32 protein-coding genes and 2 pseudogenes are annotated in these 25008 nt (G+C 70.1%); 3 read left to right on the plus strand and 31 right to left on the minus strand.

What is annotated here, in order from left to right; translation table 11 throughout:
• Positions 1 to 19: 19 nt before the first annotated feature.
• The 27 genes and pseudogenes from rplR to I601_RS02380 all read right to left on the minus strand — a co-directional run bounded on the left by rplR (position 20) and on the right by I601_RS02380 (position 18741).
• Positions 20 to 403 carry a 50S ribosomal protein L18 gene (rplR, locus tag I601_RS02250; protein ID WP_068105895.1) on the minus strand — a complete coding sequence of 128 codons (384 nt, stop codon included), beginning with the start codon at positions 401 to 403 and terminating at the stop codon, positions 20 to 22.
• 3 nt (positions 404 to 406) lie between these two features.
• Positions 407 to 946 (minus strand): 50S ribosomal protein L6, encoded by a 540-nt coding sequence (rplF, locus tag I601_RS02255; RefSeq protein WP_068105898.1) that lies wholly within the window; start codon positions 944 to 946, stop codon positions 407 to 409.
• 29 nt (positions 947 to 975) lie between these two features.
• Positions 976 to 1383: a 30S ribosomal protein S8 gene (gene rpsH / locus I601_RS02260; RefSeq protein WP_068105901.1), complete on the minus strand. Its 408-nt coding sequence runs from the start codon at positions 1381 to 1383 to the stop codon at positions 976 to 978.
• 91 nt (positions 1384 to 1474) lie between these two features.
• Positions 1475 to 1660, minus strand: a complete 186-nt coding sequence (locus I601_RS02265; RefSeq protein WP_028636399.1) for a type Z 30S ribosomal protein S14 — start codon at positions 1658 to 1660, stop codon at positions 1475 to 1477.
• Position 1661: 1 nt separating this feature from the next.
• Positions 1662 to 2252 carry a 50S ribosomal protein L5 gene (rplE, locus tag I601_RS02270; RefSeq protein ID WP_068105904.1) on the minus strand — a complete coding sequence of 197 codons (591 nt, stop codon included), beginning with the start codon at positions 2250 to 2252 and terminating at the stop codon, positions 1662 to 1664.
• 1 nt (position 2253) lies between these two features.
• Positions 2254 to 2613 carry a 50S ribosomal protein L24 gene (rplX, locus tag I601_RS02275; RefSeq protein WP_068105907.1) on the minus strand — a complete coding sequence of 120 codons (360 nt, stop codon included), beginning with the start codon at positions 2611 to 2613 and terminating at the stop codon, positions 2254 to 2256.
• Between the two features lie 3 nt (positions 2614 to 2616).
• Positions 2617 to 2985, minus strand: a complete 369-nt coding sequence (rplN, locus tag I601_RS02280) for a 50S ribosomal protein L14 (RefSeq protein ID WP_068105909.1) — start codon at positions 2983 to 2985, stop codon at positions 2617 to 2619.
• Between the two features lie 94 nt (positions 2986 to 3079).
• Positions 3080 to 3361 (minus strand): 30S ribosomal protein S17, encoded by a 282-nt coding sequence (gene rpsQ, locus I601_RS02285; protein ID WP_068105912.1) that lies wholly within the window; start codon positions 3359 to 3361, stop codon positions 3080 to 3082.
• A complete protein-coding gene (gene rpmC / locus I601_RS02290; RefSeq protein WP_068105914.1) occupies positions 3358 to 3606 on the minus strand; it encodes a 50S ribosomal protein L29 in 249 nt (82 codons plus the stop codon). Before rpmC ends, rpsQ begins: the two co-directional genes overlap by 4 nt.
• Positions 3606 to 4025, minus strand: a complete 420-nt coding sequence (rplP, locus tag I601_RS02295; RefSeq protein ID WP_068105916.1) for a 50S ribosomal protein L16 — start codon at positions 4023 to 4025, stop codon at positions 3606 to 3608. The genes rpmC and rplP overlap by 1 nt, the downstream gene beginning before the upstream one ends.
• A 4-nt stretch (positions 4026 to 4029) precedes the next feature.
• Entirely contained in the window at positions 4030 to 4872 is an 843-nt protein-coding gene (rpsC, locus tag I601_RS02300; RefSeq protein WP_068105919.1) for a 30S ribosomal protein S3, read from the minus strand.
• A complete protein-coding gene (rplV, locus tag I601_RS02305; protein ID WP_068105923.1) occupies positions 4872 to 5318 on the minus strand; it encodes a 50S ribosomal protein L22 in 447 nt (148 codons plus the stop codon). Before rplV ends, rpsC begins: the two co-directional genes overlap by 1 nt.
• The gene (gene rpsS / locus I601_RS02310) at positions 5315 to 5596 is read right to left on the minus strand and encodes a 30S ribosomal protein S19 (protein WP_068105926.1); all 282 of its coding nucleotides are present in this window, start codon (positions 5594 to 5596) and stop codon (positions 5315 to 5317) included. Before rpsS ends, rplV begins: the two co-directional genes overlap by 4 nt.
• Before the next feature lie 5 nt (positions 5597 to 5601).
• A pseudogene (gene rplB / locus I601_RS02315) lies at positions 5602 to 6437 on the minus strand (50S ribosomal protein L2).
• Positions 6438 to 6468: 31 nt separating this feature from the next.
• Positions 6469 to 6774 (minus strand): 50S ribosomal protein L23, encoded by a 306-nt coding sequence (rplW, locus tag I601_RS02320; RefSeq protein WP_068105928.1) that lies wholly within the window; start codon positions 6772 to 6774, stop codon positions 6469 to 6471.
• Positions 6775 to 6776: 2 nt separating this feature from the next.
• A pseudogene (gene rplD, locus I601_RS02325) lies at positions 6777 to 7394 on the minus strand (50S ribosomal protein L4); the annotation flags it as partial.
• A 2-nt stretch (positions 7395 to 7396) separates the two neighbouring features.
• Positions 7397 to 8056, minus strand: coding sequence for a 50S ribosomal protein L3 (gene rplC / locus I601_RS02330; protein WP_068105935.1), 660 nt, complete (start codon positions 8054 to 8056; stop codon positions 7397 to 7399).
• Positions 8057 to 8066: 10 nt separating this feature from the next.
• Positions 8067 to 8375 (minus strand): 30S ribosomal protein S10, encoded by a 309-nt coding sequence (gene rpsJ, locus I601_RS02335; RefSeq protein WP_008360994.1) that lies wholly within the window; start codon positions 8373 to 8375, stop codon positions 8067 to 8069.
• Between the two features lie 394 nt (positions 8376 to 8769).
• Positions 8770 to 9498: a tRNA (guanosine(46)-N7)-methyltransferase TrmB gene (trmB, locus tag I601_RS02340; protein ID WP_068105938.1), complete on the minus strand. Its 729-nt coding sequence runs from the start codon at positions 9496 to 9498 to the stop codon at positions 8770 to 8772.
• 57 nt (positions 9499 to 9555) lie between these two features.
• Complete coding sequence (locus I601_RS02345; RefSeq protein ID WP_068105942.1) at positions 9556 to 10680, minus strand: hypothetical protein; 1125 nt, start codon at positions 10678 to 10680, stop codon at positions 9556 to 9558.
• Positions 10677 to 11189 (minus strand): SigE family RNA polymerase sigma factor, encoded by a 513-nt coding sequence (locus I601_RS02350; RefSeq protein WP_068105947.1) that lies wholly within the window; start codon positions 11187 to 11189, stop codon positions 10677 to 10679. Before I601_RS02350 ends, I601_RS02345 begins: the two co-directional genes overlap by 4 nt.
• Before the next feature lie 177 nt (positions 11190 to 11366).
• Positions 11367 to 12560 carry an elongation factor Tu gene (gene tuf / locus I601_RS02355; RefSeq protein WP_068105950.1) on the minus strand — a complete coding sequence of 398 codons (1194 nt, stop codon included), beginning with the start codon at positions 12558 to 12560 and terminating at the stop codon, positions 11367 to 11369.
• A gap of 80 nt (positions 12561 to 12640) precedes the next feature.
• Positions 12641 to 14752 carry an elongation factor G gene (gene fusA, locus I601_RS02360; protein ID WP_068105954.1) on the minus strand — a complete coding sequence of 704 codons (2112 nt, stop codon included), beginning with the start codon at positions 14750 to 14752 and terminating at the stop codon, positions 12641 to 12643.
• Between the two features lie 72 nt (positions 14753 to 14824).
• Entirely contained in the window at positions 14825 to 15295 is a 471-nt protein-coding gene (rpsG, locus tag I601_RS02365) for a 30S ribosomal protein S7 (RefSeq protein ID WP_068105956.1), read from the minus strand.
• Between the two features lies 1 nt (position 15296).
• Complete coding sequence (rpsL, locus tag I601_RS02370) at positions 15297 to 15671, minus strand: 30S ribosomal protein S12 (RefSeq protein ID WP_068105958.1); 375 nt, start codon at positions 15669 to 15671, stop codon at positions 15297 to 15299.
• A gap of 219 nt (positions 15672 to 15890) precedes the next feature.
• The gene (locus I601_RS02375) at positions 15891 to 17180 is read right to left on the minus strand and encodes an MFS transporter (protein ID WP_068105963.1); all 1290 of its coding nucleotides are present in this window, start codon (positions 17178 to 17180) and stop codon (positions 15891 to 15893) included.
• Positions 17181 to 17280: 100 nt separating this feature from the next.
• The gene (locus I601_RS02380; RefSeq protein ID WP_068114190.1) at positions 17281 to 18741 is read right to left on the minus strand and encodes an NCS2 family permease; all 1461 of its coding nucleotides are present in this window, start codon (positions 18739 to 18741) and stop codon (positions 17281 to 17283) included.
• A gap of 87 nt (positions 18742 to 18828) precedes the next feature.
• On the opposite strand from I601_RS02380, the gene I601_RS02385 reads away from it, so the two are divergent.
• Together I601_RS02385 and I601_RS02390 are read left to right on the plus strand one after the other, a co-directional pair.
• On the plus strand, positions 18829 to 19185 hold the full coding sequence (locus tag I601_RS02385; protein ID WP_237089529.1) for a DUF2530 domain-containing protein: 357 nt from the start codon (positions 18829 to 18831) through the stop codon (positions 19183 to 19185).
• Positions 19182 to 19844: a class I SAM-dependent methyltransferase gene (locus I601_RS02390; RefSeq protein ID WP_068105966.1), complete on the plus strand. Its 663-nt coding sequence runs from the start codon at positions 19182 to 19184 to the stop codon at positions 19842 to 19844. Before I601_RS02385 ends, I601_RS02390 begins: the two co-directional genes overlap by 4 nt.
• 15 nt (positions 19845 to 19859) lie before the next feature.
• On the opposite strand, the gene I601_RS02395 is transcribed toward I601_RS02390, so the two are convergent.
• On the minus strand, positions 19860 to 20630 hold the full coding sequence (locus I601_RS02395) for a DUF3027 domain-containing protein (protein WP_068114193.1): 771 nt from the start codon (positions 20628 to 20630) through the stop codon (positions 19860 to 19862).
• Positions 20631 to 20761: 131 nt separating this feature from the next.
• On the opposite strand from I601_RS02395, the gene I601_RS02400 reads away from it, so the two are divergent.
• Complete coding sequence (locus I601_RS02400; RefSeq protein WP_084527041.1) at positions 20762 to 22228, plus strand: MFS transporter; 1467 nt, start codon at positions 20762 to 20764, stop codon at positions 22226 to 22228.
• A 22-nt stretch (positions 22229 to 22250) separates the two neighbouring features.
• Here I601_RS02400 and I601_RS02405 read toward each other — a convergent pair whose 3' ends face one another.
• The 3 genes from I601_RS02405 to larE form a co-directional block, all read right to left on the minus strand.
• Positions 22251 to 22646, minus strand: coding sequence for a cold-shock protein (locus I601_RS02405; RefSeq protein WP_068105969.1), 396 nt, complete (start codon positions 22644 to 22646; stop codon positions 22251 to 22253).
• A 136-nt stretch (positions 22647 to 22782) separates the two neighbouring features.
• Entirely contained in the window at positions 22783 to 23511 is a 729-nt protein-coding gene (locus I601_RS02410; protein ID WP_237089530.1) for a M50 family metallopeptidase, read from the minus strand.
• The gene (larE, locus tag I601_RS02415) at positions 23508 to 24992 is read right to left on the minus strand and encodes an ATP-dependent sacrificial sulfur transferase LarE (protein ID WP_237089531.1); all 1485 of its coding nucleotides are present in this window, start codon (positions 24990 to 24992) and stop codon (positions 23508 to 23510) included. Before larE ends, I601_RS02410 begins: the two co-directional genes overlap by 4 nt.
• Between the last annotated feature and the right edge of the window lie 16 nt (positions 24993 to 25008).

The raw sequence follows: 25008 nt of genomic DNA on the forward strand, positions 1-25008 counted from the left end.
GTTGTTGCTTGACGTGCGATCAGAAGCTCAGGCCGCCCTCGCGGGCGCCGTCCGCAAGGGCCGCGACGCGACCGTGGTACTTGTTGCCGGCGCGGTCGAAGACGACCCCGTCGACACCGGCAGCCTTGGCGCGCTCGGCGACGAGCTCGCCGACCTTCTTCGCCTTGGCGGTCTTGTCGCCCTCGAAGCCACGCAGGTCGCCCTCCATGGTGGAGGCGCTGGCCAGCGTCTGGCCGACCAGGTCGTCAACGACCTGGACGGAGATGTGCTTCGAGCTGCGGGTCACGACCAGGCGCGGGCGCTCAGAGGTGCCGTGCACCTTCTTGCGACCACGCATCTGACGGCGCAGGCGAGCGCGGGTGCGCGTCGCGGTGTGCTTGTTGTTCGACAGCGAGATACCCATGGGTCACTTACCAGCCTTTCCGACCTTGCGGCGGACCTGCTCGCCGGCGTAACGAACGCCCTTGCCCTTGTAGGGCTCCGGCTTGCGAAGCTTGCGGATGTTGGCCGCAACCTCGCCGACGAGCTGCTTGTCGATGCCCTGGACACCGAGCTTGGTGGGGCCCTCGACGGTGAAGCTGATGCCCTCGGGCGCGTCGAAGATGATCGGGTGCGAGTAGCCGAGCTGGAACTCCAGCTGGGCGGGGCCCTTCGACAGGACGCGGTAACCCACGCCCACGATCTCGAGCTTCTTCTCGTAGCCGTCGGTGACACCGACGACCATGTTGTTGACCAACGTGCGGGTCAGTCCGTGCAACGAGCGCGACTCGCGCTCGTCGTCAGGACGCTTGACGTCGAGGACGCCGTCACCCTGCTCGACGGTGATCGGGGACGCCACGGTGTGCGAAAGGGTTCCCTTGGGGCCCTTCACAGTCACCTGCGGTCCGTCGATCGCCACGTCGACACCGGACGGGACCGCGACGGGGAGCTTGCCAATGCGCGACATGCTTTCGTTCTCCTATCTCGGTCTCGTCGTCACCAGACGTAGGCGAGGACTTCCCCACCTACGCCCTTCTGGTTTGCCTGGCGGTCGGTCAGCAGGCCCTGGCTCGTCGAGATGATCGCGACGCCCAGTCCGCCCAGCACCTTCGGGAGACCCGTGTGCTTGGCGTAGACCCGCAGGCCGGGCTTGCTGATCCGGCGAACGCCCGCGAGGGAGCGCTCCCGGTTCCGGCCGTACTTGAGAGTGATGTGCAGCGTCTTGCCGACCTCGCCCTCAGCGGGCTCGGCCACCTCGAAGGAGGCGATGTAGCCCTCCTGCTTGAGGATCTCAGCAACACCCTGCTTGAGCTTGCTGTACGGCATCGTCACATCATCGTGGAACGCCTGGTTGGCGTTGCGCAGACGGGTAAGCATGTCTGCGATCGGGTCAGTCATCGTCATGGCCGCGAGGCCCTTTCTCCACCGTGGTATCGCCCCTGCATCTCAGGGGCGACCTGCAGCGATCGTGTGTAGATGGAACGTGAGGTCTGGGTCACCAGCTGGACTTGGTCACGCCGGGCAGCTCGCCGCGGTGCGCCATCTCCCGCAGGCAGATACGGCAGAGGCCGAACTTGCGGTACACGGCCTTCGGGCGGCCGCAGCGCTGGCAGCGGGTGTAGCCGCGCACCGCGAACTTCGGCTTGCGAGCGGCCTTGACCCTCAGGGCGGTCTTCGCCATGTCAGTTCTCCTTGAACGGGAAGCCGAGCTGCTTGAGCAGCGCGCGGCCCTGGTCGTCGGTCGTGGCCGTGGTGACCACGGTGATGTCCATGCCGCGCGAGCGGTCGATCTTGTCCTGGTCGATCTCGTGGAACATGACCTGCTCGGTCAGACCGAACGTGTAGTTGCCACGACCGTCGAACTGGCCGGGGTTGAGACCCCGGAAGTCGCGGATGCGCGGGAGCGCGAGGGACAGCAGGCGGTCGAGGAACTCCCACATGCGGTCACCGCGCAGCGTCACGTGGGCGCCGATCGGCATGCCCTCGCGCAGCTTGAACTGCGCGATGGACTTGCGGGCCTTGGTCACGGTCGGCTTCTGGCCGGTGATCGCGACGAGGTCCTTGACGGCACCGTCGATCAGCTTCGAGTCGCGCGCGGCCTCGCCGACGCCCATGTTGACCACGATCTTGGTCAGCCCGGGCACCTGCATGACGTTGGCGATCTCGAACTCGGTGCGCAGCGCGGGGAGGATCTCCTCGCGGTAGCGCGTCTTGAGGCGAGGGGGAACCTTCGCGGAGATCACCGGAGCGTCGGTGGTCTGGGTCTCGGTCATCTCAGATCTCCTTGCCGGTCTTGCGCGAGATGCGGACGCTGCGCTCGGCCTGGTAGGTCGAGCCGTCCGGGCGACGCTTGGTGACCTCGTCACGGCGGAAGCCGATCCGGGTCACCCCGTCGTCCTCGACGAGCATCACGTTGGAGACGTGGATCGAGGCCTCAGCCGTGATGATGCCGCCGGTGCTGCCGGCGCCACCCTGGTTCACGACCTTGGTGTGCCGCTTGATGCGGTTCACACCCTCGACGATCACCCGCTGCTCCTCACGGAGCACCTGGATGACCTTGCCCTCGACGCCCTTGTCCTTGCCGGCGATCACCTTGACGGTGTCGCCCTTCTTGATGTTCACACTCTTCGCCATAGCTCAGAGCACCTCCGGGGCGAGCGAGATGATCTTCATGAACTTCTTCTCACGAAGCTCACGACCGACGGGGCCGAAGATGCGCGTACCGCGCGGCTCGCCATCGGTCTTGAGGATCACTGCCGCGTTCTCGTCGAAGCGGATGTAGGACCCGTCGGCCCGGCGGCGCTCCTTGACGGTGCGCACGATGACGGCCTTGACGACGTCACCCTTCTTCACGTTGCCGCCGGGGATCGCGTCCTTGACAGTGGCGACGATGGTGTCGCCGATACCGGCGTAGCGCCGACCCGAGCCACCGAGAACACGGATGCAAAGGATTTCCTTCGCACCGGTGTTGTCGGCGACCTTGAGTCGCGACTCCTGCTGAATCATCGATTTCTCCTGGTTGTCGTGCCGGTTCTCGTCGTCTCAGGGGCGGCGAGCCTGGCCGAACTTGTGGGGTTGTTCCCTCGCACGGGGCGAGGGGTCACTTGGCGCGCTCGAGGATCTGCACGACGCGCCAGCGCTTGGTCGCCGACAGCGGACGGGTCTCCATGATCCGGACCCGGTCGCCAGTGCCGCACTCGTTGTTCTCGTCGTGGGCCTTGAGCTTGCTGGTCTTGCGGAGGACCTTGCCGTAGAGCGCGTGCTTGCCGCGCTCCTCGACGGACACGACCACGGTCTTGTCCATCTTGTCGCTGACGACGAGACCCTCGCGGACCTTGCGGTCGTTGCGCTGGGTGCCGTTGTCGACTGTCTGCTCGCTCATGCGGCACCGTCCTCGTTCTCGTCGCTGCCCGGAGCGGTCCGGATACCGAGCTCACGCTCACGCACCACGGTGTAGATCCGGGCGATGTCCTTCTTGACCGTGCGCAGACGGCCGTGGCTCTCCAGCTGGCCGGTGGCCGCCTGGAACCGGAGGTTGAAAAGCTCCTCCTTGGCCTCGCGCAGACGCGCCTCGAGGTCGACGTCGTTCATCTCGTCGAGCTCGTGGGCCTTGACACCGTTGGCCATCAGAATTCACCCGCCTCTCGCGAGATGAACCGGCACTTCATGGGGAGCTTGTGCATCGCACGGCGCATGGCCTCGCGAGCAACGTCCTCAGTGACTCCGGAAAGTTCGAACATGACGCGGCCGGGCTTGACGTTCGCCACCCACCACTCGGGGGAGCCCTTACCGGAACCCATGCGGGTCTCGGCAGGCTTCTTGGTCAGCGGGCGGTCGGGGTAGATGTTGATCCACACCTTGCCGCCTCGCTTGATGTGCCGGGTCATCGCGATACGAGCAGACTCGATCTGCCGGTTCGTGACGTAGTGACCCTCGATGGCCTGGATACCGAAGTCGCCGAAGGCGAGCGTGGTGCCGCCCTTGGCCATCCCGGTCCGCTTCGGGTGGTGCTGCTTGCGGTGCTTGACGCGACGGGGCATCAACATGGTCTCAGGCCTCCGATCCGGCCGTGGTGTCAGCGGGGGTGCTCGCGGGAGCGGCGGACTCGGCCGGCGCCTCGGTGCTCGCGGGGGCAGCGCCCTCGCGGTCCGAGCGGACCGGACGGGTGCCGCGGCTGGGCCGCTCGCCACCGCGCGCGGGACGGGCGTTGCCGCCGCGACCGGGGACGCCGGCGCGGGCTGCAGCCTGGGCCTGGCGCTCGGCTCGGGAGCCGGCGACCTCGCCCTTGTAGATCCAGACCTTCACGCCGATGCGACCGAAGGTGGTCTTGGCCTCGTAGAAGCCGTAGTCGATGTCGGCACGCAGGGTGTGCAGGGGCACGCGGCCCTCGCGGTAGAACTCCGTGCGCGACATCTCGGCGCCGTTGAGCCGGCCCGAGCACTGGATCCGGATGCCCTTGGCACCGGAGCGCATGGTCGTCTGCATGGCCTTGCGCATCGCGCGGCGGAACTGCACCCGCCCGGCGAGCTGCTCGGCGACACCCTGGGCGACCAGCTGAGCATCCATCTCGGGGCTCTTGACCTCGAGGATGTTCAGCTGCACCTGCTTGCCGGTGAGCTTCTCGAGCTCGCCACGGATGCGGTCGGCCTCGGCGCCACGGCGACCGATGACGATGCCCGGGCGTGCGGTGTGGATGTCCACCCGCACACGGTCACGGGTGCGCTCGATCTCGACCTTGGAGATGCCGGCCCGCTCCATGCCCTTGCTGAGCAGCTTGCGGATGGCGACATCCTCGCCGACGTAGGACTTGTACAGCTTGTCCGCGTACCAGCGCGACTTGTGGTCGGTGCTGATTCCCAGACGGAAGCCGTTGGGGTTGATCTTCTGTCCCATCAGGCACTCTTTCCGTTCTTAGGGCCGCGCTTGGTGGACTTGGCGGCCACCACGTCGGCGGGCTGGACGACCAGGGTGATGTGGCTCGTGCGCTTGTTGATGCGCGTCGCCCGCCCCTGGGCCCGAGGGCGCCAGCGCTTCATGGTGGGACCCTCGTCGACCCTCGCGACCGAGATCACGAGGTCGGCGACTGCCAGGCCCTCGGTGGTCTCGGCGTTGGCGATGGCGCTCTCCAGGACCTTGTACACGGTCTCGGACGCGGCCTGGGGCGCGAACTGCAGCAGCGCCAGGGCCTCGTCGACGGCCATGCCGCGGACCATGTCCACGACCCGGCGAGCCTTCATCGGGGTGATGCGGGTGTAGCGGGCGGTGGCAAAGGCCCCCGGCTGGTCGCCGAGCAGCGACTCGCGGCGGGCACTCGTGCGCAGGCGCTCGGTGGTGCTCATCGGCGGCGTCCCTTCCGGTCTTCCTTGACGTGCCCGCGGTAGGTGCGGGTGGGGGCGAACTCGCCCAGCTTGTGACCGACCATCGAGTCGGTGACGAAGACCGGGACGTGCTTGCGACCGTCGTGCACGGCGATGGTGTGACCGATCATGTCGGGCACGATCATCGACCGGCGCGACCAGGTCTTGATGACGTTGTGGGAGCCCTTCTCGTTCTCCGCGTCCACCTTCTTCTGCAGGTGGCCGTCGATGAAGGGGCCCTTCTTCAGGCTGCGAGGCATGTCGTTTACTTCCTACCCTTGCCGGACTTGCGGCGACGGATGATCTGGGAGTCGCTGGCCTTGCGCTTGCGCGTACGGCCCTCGGGCTTGCCCCAAGGCGAAACCGGGTGACGTCCACCGGACGTCTTGCCCTCGCCACCACCGTGCGGGTGGTCGACGGGGTTCATGACGACACCTCGGACCGTGGGGCGCTTGCCCTTCCAGCGCATGCGCCCGGCCTTGCCCCAGTTGATGTTCGACTGCTCGGCGTTGCCGACCTCGCCGAGCGTGGCGCGGCAGCGCACGTCGACGAAGCGCATCTCGCCCGAGGGCAGGCGCAGCGTGGCGCGCGAGCCCTCACGGGCGACGAGCTGGGCGGAGATGCCGGCCGAGCGGGCGATCTTGGCCCCGCCCCCGGACGCATCTCCACGCAGTGGATCGTCGAACCGACCGGGATGTTGCGCAGCGGCAGGTTGTTGCCGGTCTTGATGTCAGCCCCGGTGCCCGACTCGATCACGGTGCCCTGCACCAGGCCGCGCGGCGCGATGATGTAGCGCTTCTCGCCGTCGGCGTAGTGCAGCAGCGCGATGCGCGCGGTGCGGTTGGGGTCGTACTCGATGTGGGCGACCTTCGCCGGGACGCCGTCCTTGTCGTAGCGACGGAAGTCGATGATCCGGTAAGCGCGCTTGTGACCGCCACCCTGGTGCCGGGTGGTGATCCGGCCCTGGTTGTTGCGGCCGCCCTTCTTGGGCAGCGGCACCGTCAGCGACTTCTCCGGCGTCGTGCGAGTGATCTCGACGAAGTCGGCGACCGACGAGCCGCGACGGCCCGGTGTGGTCGGCTTGTACTTGCGGATAGCCATGTGTGTTCAGTCCTCGTGTCGTCAGACCCGGTCAGGAGACCGGGCCCCCGAAGATGTCGATGCGGTGACCCTCAGCCAGGCTGACGATGGCGCGCTTGGTGTCCTTGCGCTTGCCCATCCCGTTGCGCGTGCGCCGGGTCTTGCCAGTGCGGTTGAGGGTGTTGACCGAGGTGACCTTCACGTTGAAGATCTTCTCGACCGCGATCTTGATCTCGGTCTTGTTGGCGTCGGGCCGCACGACGAACGTGTACTTGTTCGCGTCGAGCAGGCTGTAGCTCTTCTCGGAGACGACCGGGGCGAGCAGCACGTCGCGGTGGTCCTTGTGCAGGGTGCTCACTTCGCGGCCTCCTTGGTCGATCCGGCGTGGCCGGCGACGAACGCGTCGTACGCGCTCTTGCTGAACACGATGTCGTCGCACGCGAGCACGTCGTAGGTGTTGAGCTGGTCGACAGCCAGGATGTGCACCTCGGGCGCGTTGCGCAGCGAGAGCAGGGTCAGCTGGTCGGTGCGCTCGAGCACCACGAGGAACTTGCGTCGGTCGCTCAGCTCGGCCAGCGCGGTCAGGGCGACCTTGGTGGCGGGCTTGTCGCCCGTGACGAGCGAGTCCACGACGTGGATACGGCCGTTGCGCGCCCGGTCCGAGAGGGCACCGCGCAGGGCGGCGGCCTTCATCTTCTTGGGGGTGCGCTGGTCGTAGCTGCGCGGCTGCGGGCCGTGGACGACGCCGCCGCCGACGAACTGCGGAGCGCGGGTCGAGCCCTGACGGGCGCGGCCGGTGCCCTTCTGCTTGTAGGGCTTGCGTCCACCACCGCGCACCTCGGCGCGCGTCTTGGTGGAGTGCGTGCCCTGGCGGGCAGCAGCCTGCTGCGCGACGACGACCTGGTGGATCAACGGCACGTTGACCGCCACGTCGAAGATGTCGGCGGGCAGGTCGACCTTGACGGTCTTGACAGCCATGCTCAGGCCTCCTGGCTCTTCTTGGCGGCCGACCGCAGGACCACGAGACCGCCCTTGGGGCCGGGAACGGCACCCTTGAGCAGGATCAGGCCCTTGTCGAGGTCGACGGCGTGCACGGTGATGTTCTGGGTGGTGATGGTGTCGTTACCCATGCGACCGGCCATCCGCTTGCCCTTGAAGACACGGCCCGGCGTGGCGCAGGCGCCGATCGAACCGGGCTTGCGGTGGTTGCGGTGGGCACCGTGCGAGGCAGAGACACCGGCGAAGCCGTGACGCTTCATGACGCCGGCGAAGCCCTTGCCCTTGCTGGTGCCCGTCACGTCGATCTCCTCGCCAGCGGCGAAGGTGTCGACCGCGATCTCCTGGCCGACGGTGTAACCGCCGGCGGCAGAGGTGCGGATCTCGACCAGGTGACGGCGCGGGGTCAGACCCGCCTTGTCGAAGTGACCGGCGTCGGGCTTGTTCACCTTGCGCCCGTCGATCTCGCCGAACCCGATCTGCACGGCGTTGTAGCCGTCCACCTCGGGCGTGCGGATCTGGGTCACCACGTTGGTGTTCGCCGCGATCACGGTCACGGGGACGACACGGTTGTTGTCGTCCCAGAGCTGGGTCATGCCGAGCTTGGTGCCCAGCAGCCCCTTCAGGTTGTGTTCGATCGTCATGTCCTGGACCTCAGAGCTTGATCTCGATGTCGACGCCCGCAGGAAGGTCGAGCCGCATCAGCGAGTCGACGGTCTTCGGCGTGGGGTCGATGATGTCGATGAGGCGCTTGTGGGTGCGCATCTCGAAGTGCTCGCGGGAGTCCTTGTACTTGTGGGGCGAGCGGATGACGCAGTACACGTTCTTCTCGGTCGGCAGCGGCACCGGGCCGGCGACCTTCGCACCCGTACGGGTGACGGTGTCCACGATCTTGCGCGCCGAGGTGTCGATCACCTCGTGGTCATAGGCCTTGAGCCTGATGCGGATCTTCTGTCCCGCCATAGGTCTCTCTCGTCCTTCTACTCATCTGCCGCGTGCATGTCCGGGACTTCCTCGGGCTTGAGTCGGTCCCCCCGTTGCTTCTCATCCTGCCGCCGACCCCCGCGGTCGGGCGTGTCGCCCCCTGGACACATGATCCCGGGCGCAACACAAGACCGGGGGTCTTGCCTGCTTGTCATTCTTGGATGATGCCCGACGGTGTGTCGGGCTGACCGGTCTCCCCCCTGCTGTGCAGCAGGAGCGGTGCGACTGCACGCCGGACACCGAGCCACGATCCATCACGGGTGATGGGGAGACGCGATTCAGTAGTCAAGCCGTGCCGCACCCCGGCGACCCGCCGGAGCAACCTGAGCATCTTGGCAGATCCCCCCGACGTGGTCCAAATCGTGAGGAGATCTCAGGTCCGCGTGTACTCCAGGTCGACGATGTCGCGCCCGGCCTCGCGCCCCTTGCGCTCGAACTTCGTCACCGGACGCTCCTCCCACCGTGGCACCCGACCACCCAGCAGACCCGGCGCAGCGTCGACCACACCCATCATCTGCTCGGCGTAGTCGGCCCAGTCCGTGGCCAGGCGCCAACGACCGCCCACCTGGAGCCGCGAGGCCACGACGGCGGCGAAGTCCGCAGAGACCAGGCGCCGCTTGTGGTGCCGGGTCTTGGGCCACGGGTCGGGGAAGAAGGTCCACAGCTCACTGAGGCCCCCCTCGGGCAGCAGGTGCTCCAGGATCCAGGCCGCGTCCACGGAGCAGAAGCGCACGTTGGTCGCGCCGGCCGCGGCGACCTCCGCCAGGGAGGCAGCGATGCCGGGGCGCCACACCTCGAGTGCCAGGACGTTCACGTCCGGCCGCGCCGCGGCCAGCACGCCGGTCGCCTCGCCGACGCCGCACCCGATCTCCACGACCAGCGGCGCCCGGCGCCCGAACCAGGACGCCACGTCGACACCGGGTTCGTCCACGAGCTCGTCGGGGACGAACCAGTCCTCCGCGTGAGCGTCCCAGGCCTCCTGCTGGCTGGGGGTGAACCGGCTGCCCCGGCGCGAGTAGCTGAGCACCTCTCGCATCCGTCGCCCGTCCTCGGTCAACGTCTGGTGGGGACGCGCGGGGCTCGCGCGGATCTGGCTGTGCATGCCTCCATCATCGGCGACCGGCCCGCGCGCACAGGAATCCGCGCGGGCCGCGGCGCGTCAGTGGGCCAGCGTGAGGCCGTCGCCGCCGATCGGGAGCAGCGTGCACGGCCGGTCCGCCACGTCACAGGCGTGCACGACCGTGGACCCGTCGACGGAGGAGACCACCAGGGCCGTGTCGTCGTCGGCCCAGGCCACGTCGACCACCCGCCCCGGGACCGGGAGGGCCTCCGGCTCCTCCCCCTGCCGCCAGATCAGCGCCTCCGCGGAGCCGCGCACGGCGTGCACCGAGACCAGCGCGTCGCCGTACGGCGAGAGGTGGCCGCTGCCCGGCACCTCGTCCACCAGCACCGCTGCCCCGGTGGCGACGTCGTAGACGCGCGTGATCGCGTCGCGGTCGACGACCGCCACGCGGTCGGCCCTGGCCGAGGACTCCCAGCCGTAGCCGTCACCGGCGGTCGGCACGGGGACCTCGCCGTCGACGCCCTTCAGGACCAGGTCGCCGTCCTGGGAGACCAGCGCGGCCCCGGTGCCCTGGGCCAGGTCGGCCAGGTAGCTGTTCACGGGCAGCGGGCGTGGCCCTGCGGTCCGGTCGGCCAACAGGTCGCGCACCACCAGCCTGCCCTCGAGGTCGATCCAGCCCAGCCAGCGCCCGTCGGCGGAGAGCCGGGCGCTCTGGACGGGACCTGCCACCTGTGCCTCCCCGGGCCGGAAGGTCCACCGGCCCTCCGGCCCCTCGTCCCCGGGCCGGGCGTCGAGGCGCTGCACCGTGCTCTCGGTGTCGACGACGTAGACACCCTCGTAGGTGGAACCGATGATCTCCTCCGCCACCACACCGAGGTCGCTGTCCTGTCCGTCGGGGTCGAGGGCGTGCAGCTGCCCGTCGAGCAGGTAGTAGACCGGCATCGCCAGGACCGCCGCCCGGCCCGCGGGCGGGACGGTCGTCTCGACGGTCCGCTCCCCCGCGGCGGGTCCGGTGGCGGCACCACCGGTGAACGGGACCCCGACGACGGCCACCAGGGCGACCGAGGCCGCGACGGCCAGGGTCGCCGTCCCGGCCCACCTCGCCCGCTGGGCGCGTCGCTCCTGCGCGACCTTGCGCTGCAGGGCCAACCGGTCGACCACGGGCACCGGGGTGCTCTCGCCGACGCTGTGCAGGGCTTCGCGGATGTCTGTGCTGCTCATGCCGGGTCCTCCGAGAGCTCGAGTGCGGGCAGCGCCGCGCGCAGCTGGCGCACGGCGTGGTGGGTCTGGCTCTTGACGGTGCCCTCGGAGCAGCCGAGCTCGTGGGCGGTCTGTGCGACGCTGAGGTCCTCGTAGTAGCGCAGCACGACGACGGCACGCATCCGCGCCGGGAGGCGGCGTACCGCGTCCCACAGCGCGACGTGGTCGGCGCGGGAGCCGAGGTGGTCGTGCCCGGCGTCGGGGACGTGCTCGGTCGCGACCTCCCGGCCCCGGCGTCGCCACTGGCGCTGGGCCAGGTGCAGCATCGCGCGGCGCACGTAGGCGTCGGCGGCACCCTTGTCCCGGATGGAGGACCACCGCACGCAGGTGCGCGCCAGCGCCGTCTGCAGCAGGTCCTCCGCCTCGTGGCGCGTGCCCGTCAGCAGGTAGGCCGTGCGGTAGAGCGGCGCCCACCGGGCGGTCACGAACTCCTCGAACCCGGGATCGGTGACCGGGGCTGGGTCTGTCATGCAGCTCCTCCTCTGGGAGTTGATGTCAGTGTGAAGGAGTCCTCTGCGTCCCGCGGGGTTGGCTCTGCGCCCGAAATGTTCTGCGGGTGTCGCCCGGACATGCAGAACGGCCCCGGACCGAGGTCCGGGGCCGTGCTGGTGGAGCTGTGCTGGGTGCCGGTCAGCGACCGGCGGGGATCACTTGGTGATCTTGGTGACCCGGCCGGCGCCGACGGTGCGGCCACCCTCGCGGATCGCGAAGCGCAGGCCGTCCTCCATGGCGATGGGCTGGATCAGCTCCACCGACATCTCGGTGTTGTCGCCCGGCATGACCATCTCGGTGCCCTCGGGAAGGGTCACGACACCGGTCACGTCCGTGGTGCGGAAGTAGAACTGCGGACGGTAGTTGTTGAAGAACGGCGTGTGACGGCCGCCCTCCTCCTTCGAGAGGATGTAGACCGAGGCCTCGAAGTTGGTGTGCGGGGTCGTGGTGCCCGGCTTGATGACGACCATGCCGCGCTCGATGTCCTCGCGCTTGGTGCCACGAAGCAGCAGACCGACGTTCTCACCGGCCTGGCCCTCGTCGAGCAGCTTGCGGAACATCTCGACGCCGGTGACCGTGGACTTCTGGGCAACGTCGCGGATGCCGATGATCTCGACCTCCTCGTTGACCTTCACGATGCCCCGCTCGATACGGCCGGTGATGACCGTGCCGCGACCGGTGATGGTGAAGACGTCCTCGACGGGCATGAGGAACGGCTTCTCCGTGTCGCGCTCGGGCTGCGGGATGTAGGAGTCCACCGCGTCCATGAGCTCGAGGATGGACTTGCTCCACTTCTCGTCGCCCTGCAGCGCCGGGAAGGCCGCCACCTGGACGACCGGCACGTCGTCGCCGGGGAACTCGTACTCCGAGAGGAGCTCGCGCACCTCCATCTCGACGAGCTCGATGAGCTCCTCGTCGTCGACCATGTCGCACTTGTTGAGCGCCACGACCAGGGCCGGCACGCCGACCTGGCGGGCGAGCAGCACGTGCTCACGCGTCTGCGGCATGGGGCCGTCGGTGGCGGCGACCACGAGGATCGCGCCGTCCATCTGCGCCGCGCCGGTGATCATGTTCTTGATGTAGTCGGCGTGACCGGGGCAGTCGACGTGCGCGTAGTGGCGCGACTCGGTCTGGTACTCGATGTGCGCGATCGAGATGGTGATACCGCGCTGACGCTCCTCCGGTGCCTTGTCGATGGAGTCGAATGCCGACGCCTCGTTCAGGTCCGGGTGCTTGTCGTGAAGCACCTTCGAGATGGCCGCGGTCAGCGTCGTCTTGCCGTGGTCGATGTGACCAATGGTGCCGATGTTGACGTGCGGCTTGGTCCGCTCGAACTTCGCCTTAGCCACTGGGGGCTCCTCCTGGTGTGGTTGGTACTTGACTCGTACTTGCTGGAATGGTGCCGATGGTGCCGAGGAACTCGGTGAGACTACTCGCCGCGAACCTTCTTGATGATCTCGTCGGCGATGTTCGTGGGAACCTCGGCGTACGAGTCGAACTCCATCGAGTACGACGCCTGGCCGGAGGTCTTGGACCTCAGGTCGCCGACGTACCCGAACATTTCGGACAGCGGGACGAGCGCATCGATGACCATGTCACCGTGGCGCTCCTCCTGGTTCTGGATCTGACCCCGCCGGCTGTTGATGTCACCGATGACCGTACCCAGGAAGCTCTCCGGGGTGGTCACCTCCACGGCGAACACCGGCTCGAGCAGGACGGGCTTGGCCATCCGCACGGCCTCCTTGAAGGCCTGGAGACCGGCGATCTTGAAGGCCAGCTCCGAGGAGTCGACGTCGTGGTAGGCGCCGTCCTCGAGAGACATCTTCACATCGACCATCGGGAAGCCGGCGAGCACGCCGAACTGCAGCCCCTCCTGGGCACCCTGGTCGACCGAGGGGATGTACTCCTTCGGGATGCGACCACCGGTGACGTTGTTGGAGAACAGGTAGCCGGCGCCCGTGTTGGTCTCGGGGTCGATGTTGGGCTCGACCGAGATGACGACCTTCGCGAACTGCCCCGAACCACCGGTCTGCTTCTTGTGCGTGTAGCTGTGGTTCTTGACAGGCTTGCGGATGGTCTCGCGGTAGGCGACCTGGGGCTTGCCGACGGTGGCCTCGACGCGGAACTCGCGTCGCATCCGGTCGACCAGGATCTCGAGGTGGAGCTCGCCCATGCCGGCGATGATCGTCTGGCCGGTCTCCTCGTCGGTGTTGACCGTGAAGGTCGGGTCCTCGTCGGAGAGGCGCTGGATCGCGGTGCCCAGCTTCTCCTGGTCGGACTTGGTCTTCGGCTCGATGGCGACCTCGATCACCGGGGCCGGGAACGTCATCGACTCCAGGACGACCTGGTGCTGCGGGTCGCACAGCGTGTGACCGGTCTTGGTGTCCTTCAGACCCATGACGGCCACGATCTGGCCGGCGCCGACCGACGCGATCTCCTCACGCTTGTTGGCGTGCATCTGGTAGACCTTGCCGATCCGCTCCTTGCGGCCGTTGACCGAGTTGGTCACGGTGGCGCCAGCGGCGAGCTTGCCCGAGTAGACGCGCACGTAGGTCAGCTTGCCCAGGTGCGGGTCGGCGGCGATCTTGTAGGCCAGGCCGGAGAAGGGCTCGTCGTCGCTGGGCTTGCGCACCACCGGCTCGTCCTCGTTGTTGACCGCGTGGCCCTGGATGCCGTCGACGTCCAGCGGGGAGGGCAGGTACTTCACGACCGCGTCGAGCAGGGGCTGGACGCCCTTGTTCTTGAACGCGGTGCCGCAGAGCACGGGGTTGATCTTGTCGGCCAGGGTGGCGCGACGGATCGCGGCCTCGACCTCCTCGACGGTGAAGTCCTCGCCCTCGAGGTACTTCTCCATGAAGTCGTCGTCGGACTCCGAGAGCGTCTCGAGCAGCTTCACGCGGTACTCCGCGGCCTGCTCGGCGAGGTCGGCCGGGATCTCCTCGATGGTGTAGTCCTCACCCATCGTGGTCTCGCCGCGCCAGGTCAGGGCACGCATGCCGACCAGGTCGACGACACCGAGGAAGTCGCCCTCGGCGCCGATGGGGAGCTGCAGCACCAGCGGGGTGGAGTTGAGCCGGTCCACCATCGTCTGGACGCAGTGGAAGAAGTCCGAACCGGTGCGGTCGAGCTTGTTGACGAAGCACATGCGGGGCACGGCGTACTTGTTCGCCTGGCGCCACACCGTCATCGTCTGGGGCTCGACGCCCGCGACACCGTCGAAGACGGCGACAGCACCGTCGAGCACGCGCAGCGAGCGCTCGACCTCGGCCGTGAAGTCCACGTGGCCGGGTGTGTCGATGATGTTGATCTGGTGGTCCTTCCACCAGCAGGTGGTCGCAGCAGAGGTGATAGTGATGCCACGCTCCTGCTCCTGCTCCATCCAGTCCATCGTGGCGCCGCCGTCGTGGACCTCACCGATCTTGTAGGTGATGCCGGTGTAGAAGAGGATGCGCTCGGTGGTCGTCGTCTTACCGGCATCGATGTGAGCCATGATGCCGATGTTGCGGACGACCTTGAGGTCAGTGGTGATGTCGACAGCCACGTGTAGTCGCGTTCCTTAAATCGAAGGGGCGGTGGGGTGCGGGACGGCCGGGTCACAGCCGTCCCGCAACGATCACCAGCGGTAGTGGGCGAAAGCCTTGTTGGACTCGGCCATCTTGTGCGTGTCCTCGCGCTTCTTCACTGCGGCACCGAGGCCGTTGGAAGCGTCGAGGATCTCGTTCATCAGGCGCTCGGACATCGTCTTCTCACGACGAGCCGCGGCGTACCCGACGAGCCAGCGCAGCGCGAGCGTGGTGCCACGCGTGCCCTTGACCTCGATCGGGACCTGGTAGGTGGCGCCACCGACGCGGCGCGACTTGACCTCGAGGGCCGGCTTCACGTTGTCCATCGCGCGCTTCAGCGTCACGACGGGGTCGGTGCCGGTCTTCTCGCGGCAACCCTCGAGCGCGCCGTACACGATGCGCTGGGCGACCTGCTTCTTGCCGTCCTGGAGGACCTTGGAGACGAGCTGGGTGACCAGCTGCGACCCGTAGACCGGGTCGACGTCGAGAGGCCGCTTCGGTGCGGGACCCTTGCGCGGCATATCAGCTCTTCTCCTTCTTGGCGCCGTACAGGCTGCGAGCCTGCTTGCGGTTCTTCACGCCCTGCGTGTCGAGCGAGCCGCGGATGATCTTGTAGCGCACACCGGGCAGGTCCTTGACCCGGCCGCCGCGCACGAGCACGATCGAGTGCTCCTGGAGGTTGTGACCGACACCCGGGATGTAGGCGGTGACCTCGACGCCACTGGACAGGCGCACGCGGGCGACCTTGCGCAGAGCGGAGTTCGGCTTCTTCGGGGTGGTCGTGTAGACGCGGGTGCAGACACCGCGTCGCTGGGGCGATCCCTTGAGGGCAGGCGTCGCGTTCTTGGACGCCTTGTCCTGGCGGCCCTTGCGGACCAGCTGGTTAATCGTGGGCACCGAGTGGTTCCCCTTCTGTTTCTCTCTCAGTACGCCGCAATCTGCAGCGCACGATTTTCAGGCAGCTTCTCGACGGAGCTGCTCCGTCGTGTCCGGGTGGTGCTTGCCTTCCGGCGCTGCTAGCCCCCGCGGTCGGGCGTGTCGCCCTCTTCCGGGACCACCTGGCTGCGGTGGCTTCTGGCATCTCGGCCCGGCGCAGCGGCGATCATGATCCGCCGACTACTTCCGAGCACGCGCAACGGCCTGGTTGTCCCAGACACGAGGAAAGAGGCTACCCGGCGCCCGTAGGCCGGTCAAAACGCGCCGAGCCCCCACGAACAGCACCACGGTGAGCACCGTGCCGAGCAGGGTCGCGGTGCCGCCGACGAGCAGGGTCCAGCGGGCTCCGAAGGTCTCGCCGACCCATCCGATGAAGGGCGCACCGAGCGGGGTCCCGCCCACGAAGATCATCATGTAGAGCGCCATCACCCGACCTCGCATCTCCGGTGTGGTGCTGAGCTGCAGGTGGGTGGTCGCGCTGGTGATCATGGTCAGCGCCGCCAGCCCGAGCAGCGGGCTGAGCAGCGCGAAGACCAGGTACGTCGGCGCCAGGCCGGCCACGACCTCGAGCGCCCCGAAGGCCAGGGCGGCGAGCACCACGTGGCGGTGGCGCACCCGCACCCGGCGCGCGGCGACCAGGGAACCGGTCAACGAGCCCACGGCCAGGAAGGTGCCGAGCAGGCCGTACTCGGCGGGCCCCTTGCCGAAGACCTCGGTGGCCATCAGGGCGCTGGTGAGCTGGAAGTTCAGGCCGAAGGTGCCGGTGAAGAAGACGATCCCCAGCAGCAGGAGGAGGTCCGGACGCCCCCGGACGTAGGCCACGCCCTCGCGCAGCTGCCCGGGACCGCGCACCGAGGGCGTGGGGGTGCGCAGCAGCGAGACGTCGAGGGCACGCAGGGTCAGGACCGGCGCGGCGTAGCTCGCCGCGTTGAGCAGGATCACCCAGCCGGTGCCGCCCACTCCCCCGCCGAACCCGGCGATGAGCAGGCCCGCCAGCGCGGGCCCGAGCAGCCGGGCCGAGTTGAAGCTGGCTGAGTTGAGGCCGACGGCGTTCGCGAGGTCGTCGGGTCCGACGATCTCGGACACGAAGGACTGGCGGGCCGGGGCGTCGAACGCCGAGGCGACGCCCAGCACCAGCGCGAGCACGTAGACGTGCCAGATCTGGGCGGTGCCCGTGACCGCCAGCAGTCCCAGCACCAGGGCCGGGACCGCCATGGAGACGTTGGTGATCTGCAGGAGGCGGCGCTTGGGGATGCGGTCGGCGACCAGGCCGGCCCACGGCGAGAGGAGCAGGAAGGGCAGGAACTGGAGCCCGGTCGTGATGCCGATCGCGGCGCCCGACCCGGTGAGCAGCAGCACCAACCAGTCCTGGGCCACCCGCTGCATCCAGGTGCCCGTGTTGGACACCAGCGAGCCGGCGGCGTAGCGCCGGTAGTTCGGGTGGGACAGGGAACGGAAGGTGGGGCTCAACCAGGCTCTCTCACGGGCAGGTCACGGATGCTCGACATGCGGTGAACGCTGCGGGCACCCGTGACATTCCGGCGGGCGGGGCGCGCCCGCCGGAGGCCCGTCAGGTGAGCAGGTCGGTGATCGGGTCGATGGCGAAGTAGACGACGAACAGCGCGGAGACCACCCACAGCAGGGGGTGCACCGCGCGGGCCTTGCCGAGCACCAGCTTGATGAGCACGAAGGCCAGGAAGCCTGCACCGATGCCCACCGAGATCGAGTAGGTGAACGGCATCAGCACGATCGTGAGGAAGGCCGGGATGGCGATCTCGACGTCGGACCAGTCGATCTCCGTGACCTGCTGCATCATCAGGAAGCCGACCAGCACCAGCGCCGGCACGGCCGCCTCGGAGGGGATGGCCTTGACCACCGGGGTGAAGAACATGGTGAGCAGGAACAGCGAGCCGGTGACCAGCGAGGCCAGGCCGGTGCGCGCGCCCTCCCCGACACCGGAGGCCGACTCGATGTAGGAGGTGTTCGACGACACCCCGCCCATGCCGCCGGCGATGGCGGCGACCGAGTCCACGACCAGGATGCGCTGCATGTTCGGGGGCGTGCCCTCGGCGTCGTTGAGCCCGGCCTCGGCGCCGATCGCGGTCATCGTGCCCATGGTGTCGAAGAAGTCGGCCAGCATCAGCGAGAAGACCAGCAGCAGCGCCGCGACCACGCCGATGGAGGTGAAGGCGCCGAAGAGCGAGAACTGGCCCAGGGTGCCGAAGTCCGGCATGTCGACGAAGCCGTCGAAGCGGGGCACGGTCAGCGACCAGCCGCCGGGGTTGTCCTTGGCCGCGCCGAGCTCGAGCACGGCCTCGATGACGAGCGCCGCCACGGTCGCCGAGACGATCGCGATCAGGATCGCGCCCCGCACACCGCGCACCCACAGCGCGATCAGCAGCACCAGGCCGCCGGCGAAGACCAGCACCGGCCACCCCGTGAGCGAACCGCCGGCGCCCAGCTGGACCGGCACCGTCGTGCCGTAGGCGTCGGGGATGCGGCTCACGAAGCCGGCGTCGACGAAGCCGATGAGTGCGATGAACAGGCCGATCCCGACCGAGATCGCGACCTTGAGCTGGGTCGGGACCGCGTGGAAGACCGCGGTGCGGAAGCCGGTCAGCACCAGGACCAGGATGGCGATGCCCTCGAGCACCACCAGACCCATGGCGTCGGCCCACGTCGACTGGGTGGCGATCGCCACGGCGACGAAGGCGTTGAGGCCCAGGCCGGTGGCCAGCGCGAGCGGGAAGTTCGCCACCGCGCCCATCAGGATCGTCAGCACACCCGCGACCAGCGCCGTACCGGCGGCGATCGCGGCGAGGTTGGAGCCGTCCCCGGGGCCGCCGGCGAGGTAGTTGCCCTCGGAGTCCGCCACGAACCCGAGGATGAGCGGGTTGAGGACCACGATGTAGGCCATGGTGAGGAACGTGACGAGACCACCGCGCACCTCCCGGCCGACGGTCGAGCCGCGCTCGGTGATCTGGAAGTAGCGGTCGATGCCGGAGCGAGCAGGCGCTGTCTGGGTGGTCACGAGCGCAGAGCATCCCAGATCGCCGGCGCGGCCGCTCCACGAGGTCCGCGATGGGCGGCCGACCGCGGCGTCGACTAGCGTGCAGGGGTGGACCTGCGCGACGAGCAGCCGACCCAGCACGAGATCGGCAACCGCACCTTCCTGGTGGCCGATGTCGAGCCCCTCGACGTCGACGGTGTGCGAACGGTCGAGGTCGGCACCGCGCTGTGGCTGCTGGGCTTCCTGGCGCTGCTGCCGTTCTACGGCGAGCTGTCCGCGCAGGGCCGGACCTGGTGGCTGTGGACGGCGCTGACCGGCTTCGGGCTCGGCCTGCTCGGTCTGGAGTACTGCCGTCGCCGCCGCCAGGTGCGCGACACCCTCACCACCGAGCCCGACGACCCCGCCGACCCGGCCGACCCGGCCGACCCGGCCCAGGTCAGGAACGACGAGCGAGGCGCGTCGTGACCGGGCTCCCCCCGACCCGCTGGGCCCTGGCCGGACCCGACCGGACCGCGGGGTTCGGCCGCAAGTTCGCCGACCTGGTGGCCTCGGGCGAGGACGTCGACGGCGAGGCCCGTCTGGCCGACACCCTGCTCCCCCGCTCGGGGCGGGTGCTCGACGTGGGCTCGGGGATGGGCCGGGTCGCTGCGGCACTCGTGTCCCGTGGCCACCAGGTGGTCGCGGTCGAGCCCGACCCTGCGCTCGTCGCCCAGTCCCGCCGGACGTTCCCCGAGGTCGACGTCATCGAGGCCGACGCCCTGGCGCTCGACGACGACCTGCTCGGCGAGCGCGCCCGCGTCTTCGACCTCGTCGTGTGCGTCGGCAACGTGGTGGTCTTCCTCGCCGAGGGGACCGAGCGGCGGCTGCTGACGCTGCTGCGGGACCGGTTGGCCCCGGGAGGACGGGTCCTCGTCGGCTTCCACCTCACCGGCGGGCCGGCAGACGCGCGCGACTACCCGCCCGGCGAGTTCGTCACCGACGTCGAGGCCGCCGGTCTGCGCGTGGACCAGCGCTTCGGGTCCTACGAGCTGCACCCCGCCGGCGACGAGTACGCCGTGTGGGTGCTCTCGGCGGCCGACGCGCACGCGCCGACGACCGAGTTCGGCCACCCCGTCCGGGACTGAGCCGCCCGCCGGGGGTCAGCCGCGTGCGTGCAACGGGTCCAGGGTGAGGCTGTCGTAGACGTGCTCGGGCATCGGCTGCGGCTCGTGCTTCTTGGCCAGCGCCACCTCGGAGTGGGCGCCGCACCCGTGGCCGAAGGCCACCACGCGACCGTCGTCGTTGGCGTCGCCGTTCGCGCAGACCCCGAAGGTCTGGGCCAGCGGGCCGGCCAGGCGCACCAGGAAGCCGCACGAGTGGCAGGACTGCGGGACCGAGCGGGCCAGCGCGGACTCCGGGCCCTGCTCGCCGTCGTACCAGCGCTGGGCGGCCAGGTCGCGACCCTCGGGTGAGAGGGTGCGCACCCGGCCCAGCCCCAGGTCCTGCGCCACGGCGCGGATCTGGGCCTTGTCGTCGGTGTCGAGCGGGTCGTCGCCGAAGGAGTAGGTCGGCACCAGGCGCGGGTCGTCGTCGTCGACCGGGAGCAGGTCGCCCGGGGACATGTCGCCCGGCTGCATCCGCTCGCGGTAGGGCACCCACGCGGGAGCCACGATCGCCTCGTCCCCCGGGATCAGCACGACCTCGTCGACGGTCACGTGCTTCTGGCGCGGGGCGCGGGCCACGGTCACCGACCAGCGCCACCCCAGGTATCCGGCGCGCTCGCAGGCGAAGAGGTGCGTGACGACGCGCTCGGCCTCGACGACGTGGCCGAGGTGCCCACCGATGTCGGCGGCACCGACGTCGGAGACGAGGACCTCGCGGGCTGTCTCGACAGCGGCGACGGCGACGGCATCGGGCTTGACCCGGGTCATGGTGCTCACGACGCGCCATCATGCCTCCCCGGCGCCCCGGGCGGCCACACGACCCCCGTCCCGCGCCCGGGCCCGTGCGCTGACCCGGTGTGCTGCGGGGCCGGGGGTGCACCACCAGGCAGGATGGGCCCATGACGTCGCAGCGCCCCGGACCCGGTGCCCCCGGACCTCCTGGGCCGGAGACCTCCGGTGAGCGCGCCCGGGCCGTGGGGCGGGGACTGGGCACCGGCGCCAAGGTGGGCGCGCGCGGCGCGGCCGTGGCAGCGCGGGCCACCACCCGGGCCACGGCCCGGGCCGGCCGCTACGTCGGACGCCAGGCGCACCGCGCCGCCAATGCCGAGGGGGCCGACCGCTCGGGGCTGAACCGCCTCTTCTACCTGCACTTCTTCAACACCGCCGGCGACGCGGCCGTCGCGATCTCGTTGGCCGGCAGCCTCTTCTTCACGGTCCCGTCCGGGGAGGCGCGCGGCCAGGTCGCGCTGTTCCTGGGCCTGACGATGCTGCCGTTCGCGATCGTGGCCCCGCTGATCGGGCCGTTCCTCGACCGCTTCAGCCACGGCCGCCGCTGGGCGATCGGCGCGACGATGGCGATGCGTGCCTTCCTCTGCTGGGGACTGGCCGGAGCCGTGACCGGGGAGTCGGCGTGGCTCTTCGCCGCGGCGCTCGGAGTGCTGGTCTCGTCCAAGGCGTACGGCGTCACCCGGGCGGCCGCCGTACCGCGGCTGCTGCCGCCGGGGACCACGCTGGTCAAGGCCAACGGACGGGTCTCGCTGGCCGGCATCCTCGGGGCCACCATCTCGGCCCCGCTCGCCGCCCTCGCCTCTCTCGTCGGTCCGGAGTGGTCGCTGCGCTACGCGTTCGTGCTCTTCGTCGTGGCCACCGTCTTCGCCATCCGGCTGCCCGAACGGGTCGACTCCTCCGTGGGCGAGGAGATGCTGGTGCTGATGGCTCCCGGCGGCACCTCGACCCCGGCACCGCCCATGTCCGGTACGTCGGGTGCCCGACCGCGCACCCGCATCCCCACCACCGTGGCCTTCGCCCTGCGGGCGAACTGCGGGCCGCGCTGGCTGAGCGGGTTCCTGCTCATGTTCATGGCGTTCCTGTTGCGTGACAACCCGCCGGAGACGGGGCTGCGCGCAGAGGTGCTGATCGGCCTCGTGGTGGCGGCCGCGGGCATCGGCAACGCCGGTGGCGTCGCCGTCGCCTCGCTGCTGCACCGGCTCCACCCCGCCCCGACGGTCGTCCTGGTGCTCGTGCTGGACGCCGTGGCCGCGCTGGTGGCCACGCTCTTCTACGGCGTGCTGCCGCTGGTGCTGCTGGGGCTGAGCGCGGGGCTGGCCCAGTCGCTGGCGAAGTTCTGCCTCGACGCCACCATCCAGAGCGACGTGCCGACCCAGGTGCAGGCCAGCGCCTTCGCCCGCAGCGACACCACGCTGCAGCTGGCCTGGGTCGTGGGCGGCTTCGTGGGCATCGCCCTGCCTCTCGACCCGGCCCGGCTCGGGCTGGGGGTGGCCTTCGCCGTGCTCAGCGCCTGGACCGTCTTCGTGCTGGCCGGCCGCGCCAAGCAGTTCCCCGGCGAGGTGCCGGTCACCGGCTGAGGGGCGCCCCGGTGCGGTCGGCTCAGCGCTCGAGCTCGTCGGCCAGGGCCCGGAGCAGCTTGGCGGTGGGCGCCACGGTGCCGGCGTCGGGGTGCCGCCCGTGCCGGTAGTTCTCGCTGAGCCCGTCGAGGAGGCCGATGAGGTCCTCGACGATCGGAGCCATGTCGTCGGGCTTCTTGCGCCGCGCCGCCTGCTTGTTGCGGCTGACCGAGGCGGGCTGGTCGAGCACCTGCACCTGGAGGGCCTGGTCGCCCCGGCGACCCTGCGCGATCCCGAACTCGACGCGGGTGCCGGCCTTGAGGGTGGTGACACCCTCGGGCAGCGCCTCGGCGCGCACGTGCACGTCCGGGCCGTCCTCCTGCGACAGGAAGCCGAAACCCTTGTCGGCGTCGAACCACTTCACCTTGCCCCTGGGCACAGCAGCATCCTCGGTCTCGTTGCTCGCTTGCGTCGCGCGGTCTCTCGCGCGGCCCGACCGGGCGGTCGGGGCAGGCCAGGATAGGCAGGCTGTCGAAGCGGTGGGCCACCGGTTCGGGTTCGGCCCGGTGCCCGGCTCAGCGCGGCAGCAGGTCGGGGGCCAGGGTCGCCACGCCGACCACGAGCCCCGCGAGGTTGGCCACGAGCAGCACCAGCACCCACACGAGTGCCGGGACGCGGGTCAACCGGGCGAGCTGGTCGGGGTCGGAGCCGCGCCGGGCCCGGGCTCCGCGGGCCCCCAGCTCCAGCAACGGACGGGGCGCGGCGAGCAGCAGCAGCCAGGCCACGAGGTAGGCCAGGACGGACTGGAGGGCCGGGTCGGCCCACCAGGTCACCGCGCCGACGCCGGCACCGGCGAGGACCAGCACCACGACGCCGTACACGTTGCGGACCAGGAGCAGCAGCGCCGCGAGCAGGGCGACCACAAGCCACAGCAGCGCCAGGCTGCGCCCGTCGGCGAGCAGCAGCGCGGCACCGAGGCCCACCACGGCCGGCGCCAGGTAGCCCGCGGCCAGCATCACCACCATGCCCGGCCCGCGCGGACGGCCCCGGGAGAGGGTGACGCCCGAGGTGTCCGAGTGCAGGCGGATGCCCTGGAGGCGCCGCCCGACCAGCACGGCCACGACGGCGTGCCCGGCCTCGTGGACGACGGTGACGCCCAGGCGTACCCGCGGCCAGGTGACCGGGAGCCACACCAGGGCGAGGGCGGCCGCGCCGGTGAGCAGCACGAACGACGCCTCGGGCACGGGCTGGCGCGAAGTCGCCTCGTCCCACAGGCGGGCGGCCACCTCCTGCGGCGCGGTCACCGCCAGCGCTCGGGCTCGGTCAGCAGCTCGTTCATCGACCCGGACCGGAACCCGCGCCGCGACACCTCGGCCACGGCGAACCCCGCGCCGCGCACCGCGGCGCACACGTCGTAGACCAGGGCGCCCGGCTCGGCCAGCCGTCCCGCCAGCAGCGCGGCGTCGACCTCGACCGAGGCGACCTCGCGGCCCTCGCGGACCCCGAGGTCGCGCACCCGCAGGTCGCGCACCGGCACGCCGGCCGCGGCGAGCACCTCGCGCACGGCTGCCTCGGCCCGCTCCACCCGGGCCAGCCGGTGCGGGCTGACCTCGATGCCGTAGGCGATGCGCGAGGACAGGCAGGCGGCGGCGGGCTTGTCCCAGGTGGGCAGTCCCCAGCGCCGCGACGCCTCACGCACCTGCGCCTTGGTCAGGCCCGCGTCGGCCAGCGGGGTGAGCGCGCCGCGCTCGGCGGCCGCGCGGATGCCGGGGCGGAAGCCGGCCACGACGTCGTCGGCGTTGGTGCCGGTGGCCACGTGCGCGATCCGGTGCTGCGCGGCGAGCGGGACCAGGGTCTCGAGCAGCTCGGCCTTGCAGAAGAAGCACCGGTCACCGGCGTTGGCGCGGTAGCCCTCGCGCTCCATCTCCTGGGTGCGCGGGGTGAGCACCCGGACCCCGAGCTCGTCCGCCAGCTGCCGGGCCGGGCCCCGCTCGGAGCGGGGCAACGCATCCGAGTAGCCGGTCGCCGCGACGACCCGCCCCGGGCCGAGCGCACGCACCGCCGCCGCGAGCAGGAACGCGCTGTCGGCCCCACCGCTGTAGGCCACCAGCAGCGAGCCGCGTCGTCCCAGGTCCGCCGCCAGCGCGGCGAGTCGCTGGTCGAGGAGGTGCTCCTCGAGCCAGACGGGGAACGCGGAGAGGTCGTCGAGGACCACGTGGGTGCCTGCGGCCAGCAGCTCCTCGCGGGTGCATCCGCCGCTGAGGACGGAGACGCTGGTGGCACCGGCCGCGAGGGCCCCCTCGACGTCGTGGACGTGGTCGCCCACGTAGACCGACGCCCCCTGCCGGAGCAGCACGTCGGCCTTTCCGACGCCCCACACGCCTCCCTCGAGGTGGTCGGGGTCGAGGCCGGCGTGCTCGAGGTGCAGGCGCGCGTTGGGGGCGAACTTGCCCGTGACGACGAGCACCCGGCCGCGGTGGGCACGCACGGCCGCGACCGCCTCGTGCGCACCGTCCAGCACCGTCGCGGCCGCCACGGCGCGCGAGGGGTAGATCTCGCGGAACCGGTCGACGGCGGCCGTCAGCGTGTGCGCCGGGAGGTGCGGGGCCAGCATCTGGTCGAGCGGCGGCCCCAACCGGGCCGTCAGCTCCGCCACCGGCAGTCGGACCCCGAGCTCGGTGGCGAGGACCTCCAGCACCGCACCGATGCCCGGACGGGAGTCGATCAGGGTCATGTCGAGGTCGAAACCCACCACCAGCGGCAGGGCGGGGGTCGCAACGGGCACGGCCACGAGCGTAGAC

Origin of the sequence: Nocardioides dokdonensis FR1436 (assembly GCF_001653335.1) — a bacterium.
GTDB classification, from domain to species: Bacteria; Actinomycetota; Actinomycetes; order Propionibacteriales; family Nocardioidaceae; genus Nocardioides; species Nocardioides dokdonensis.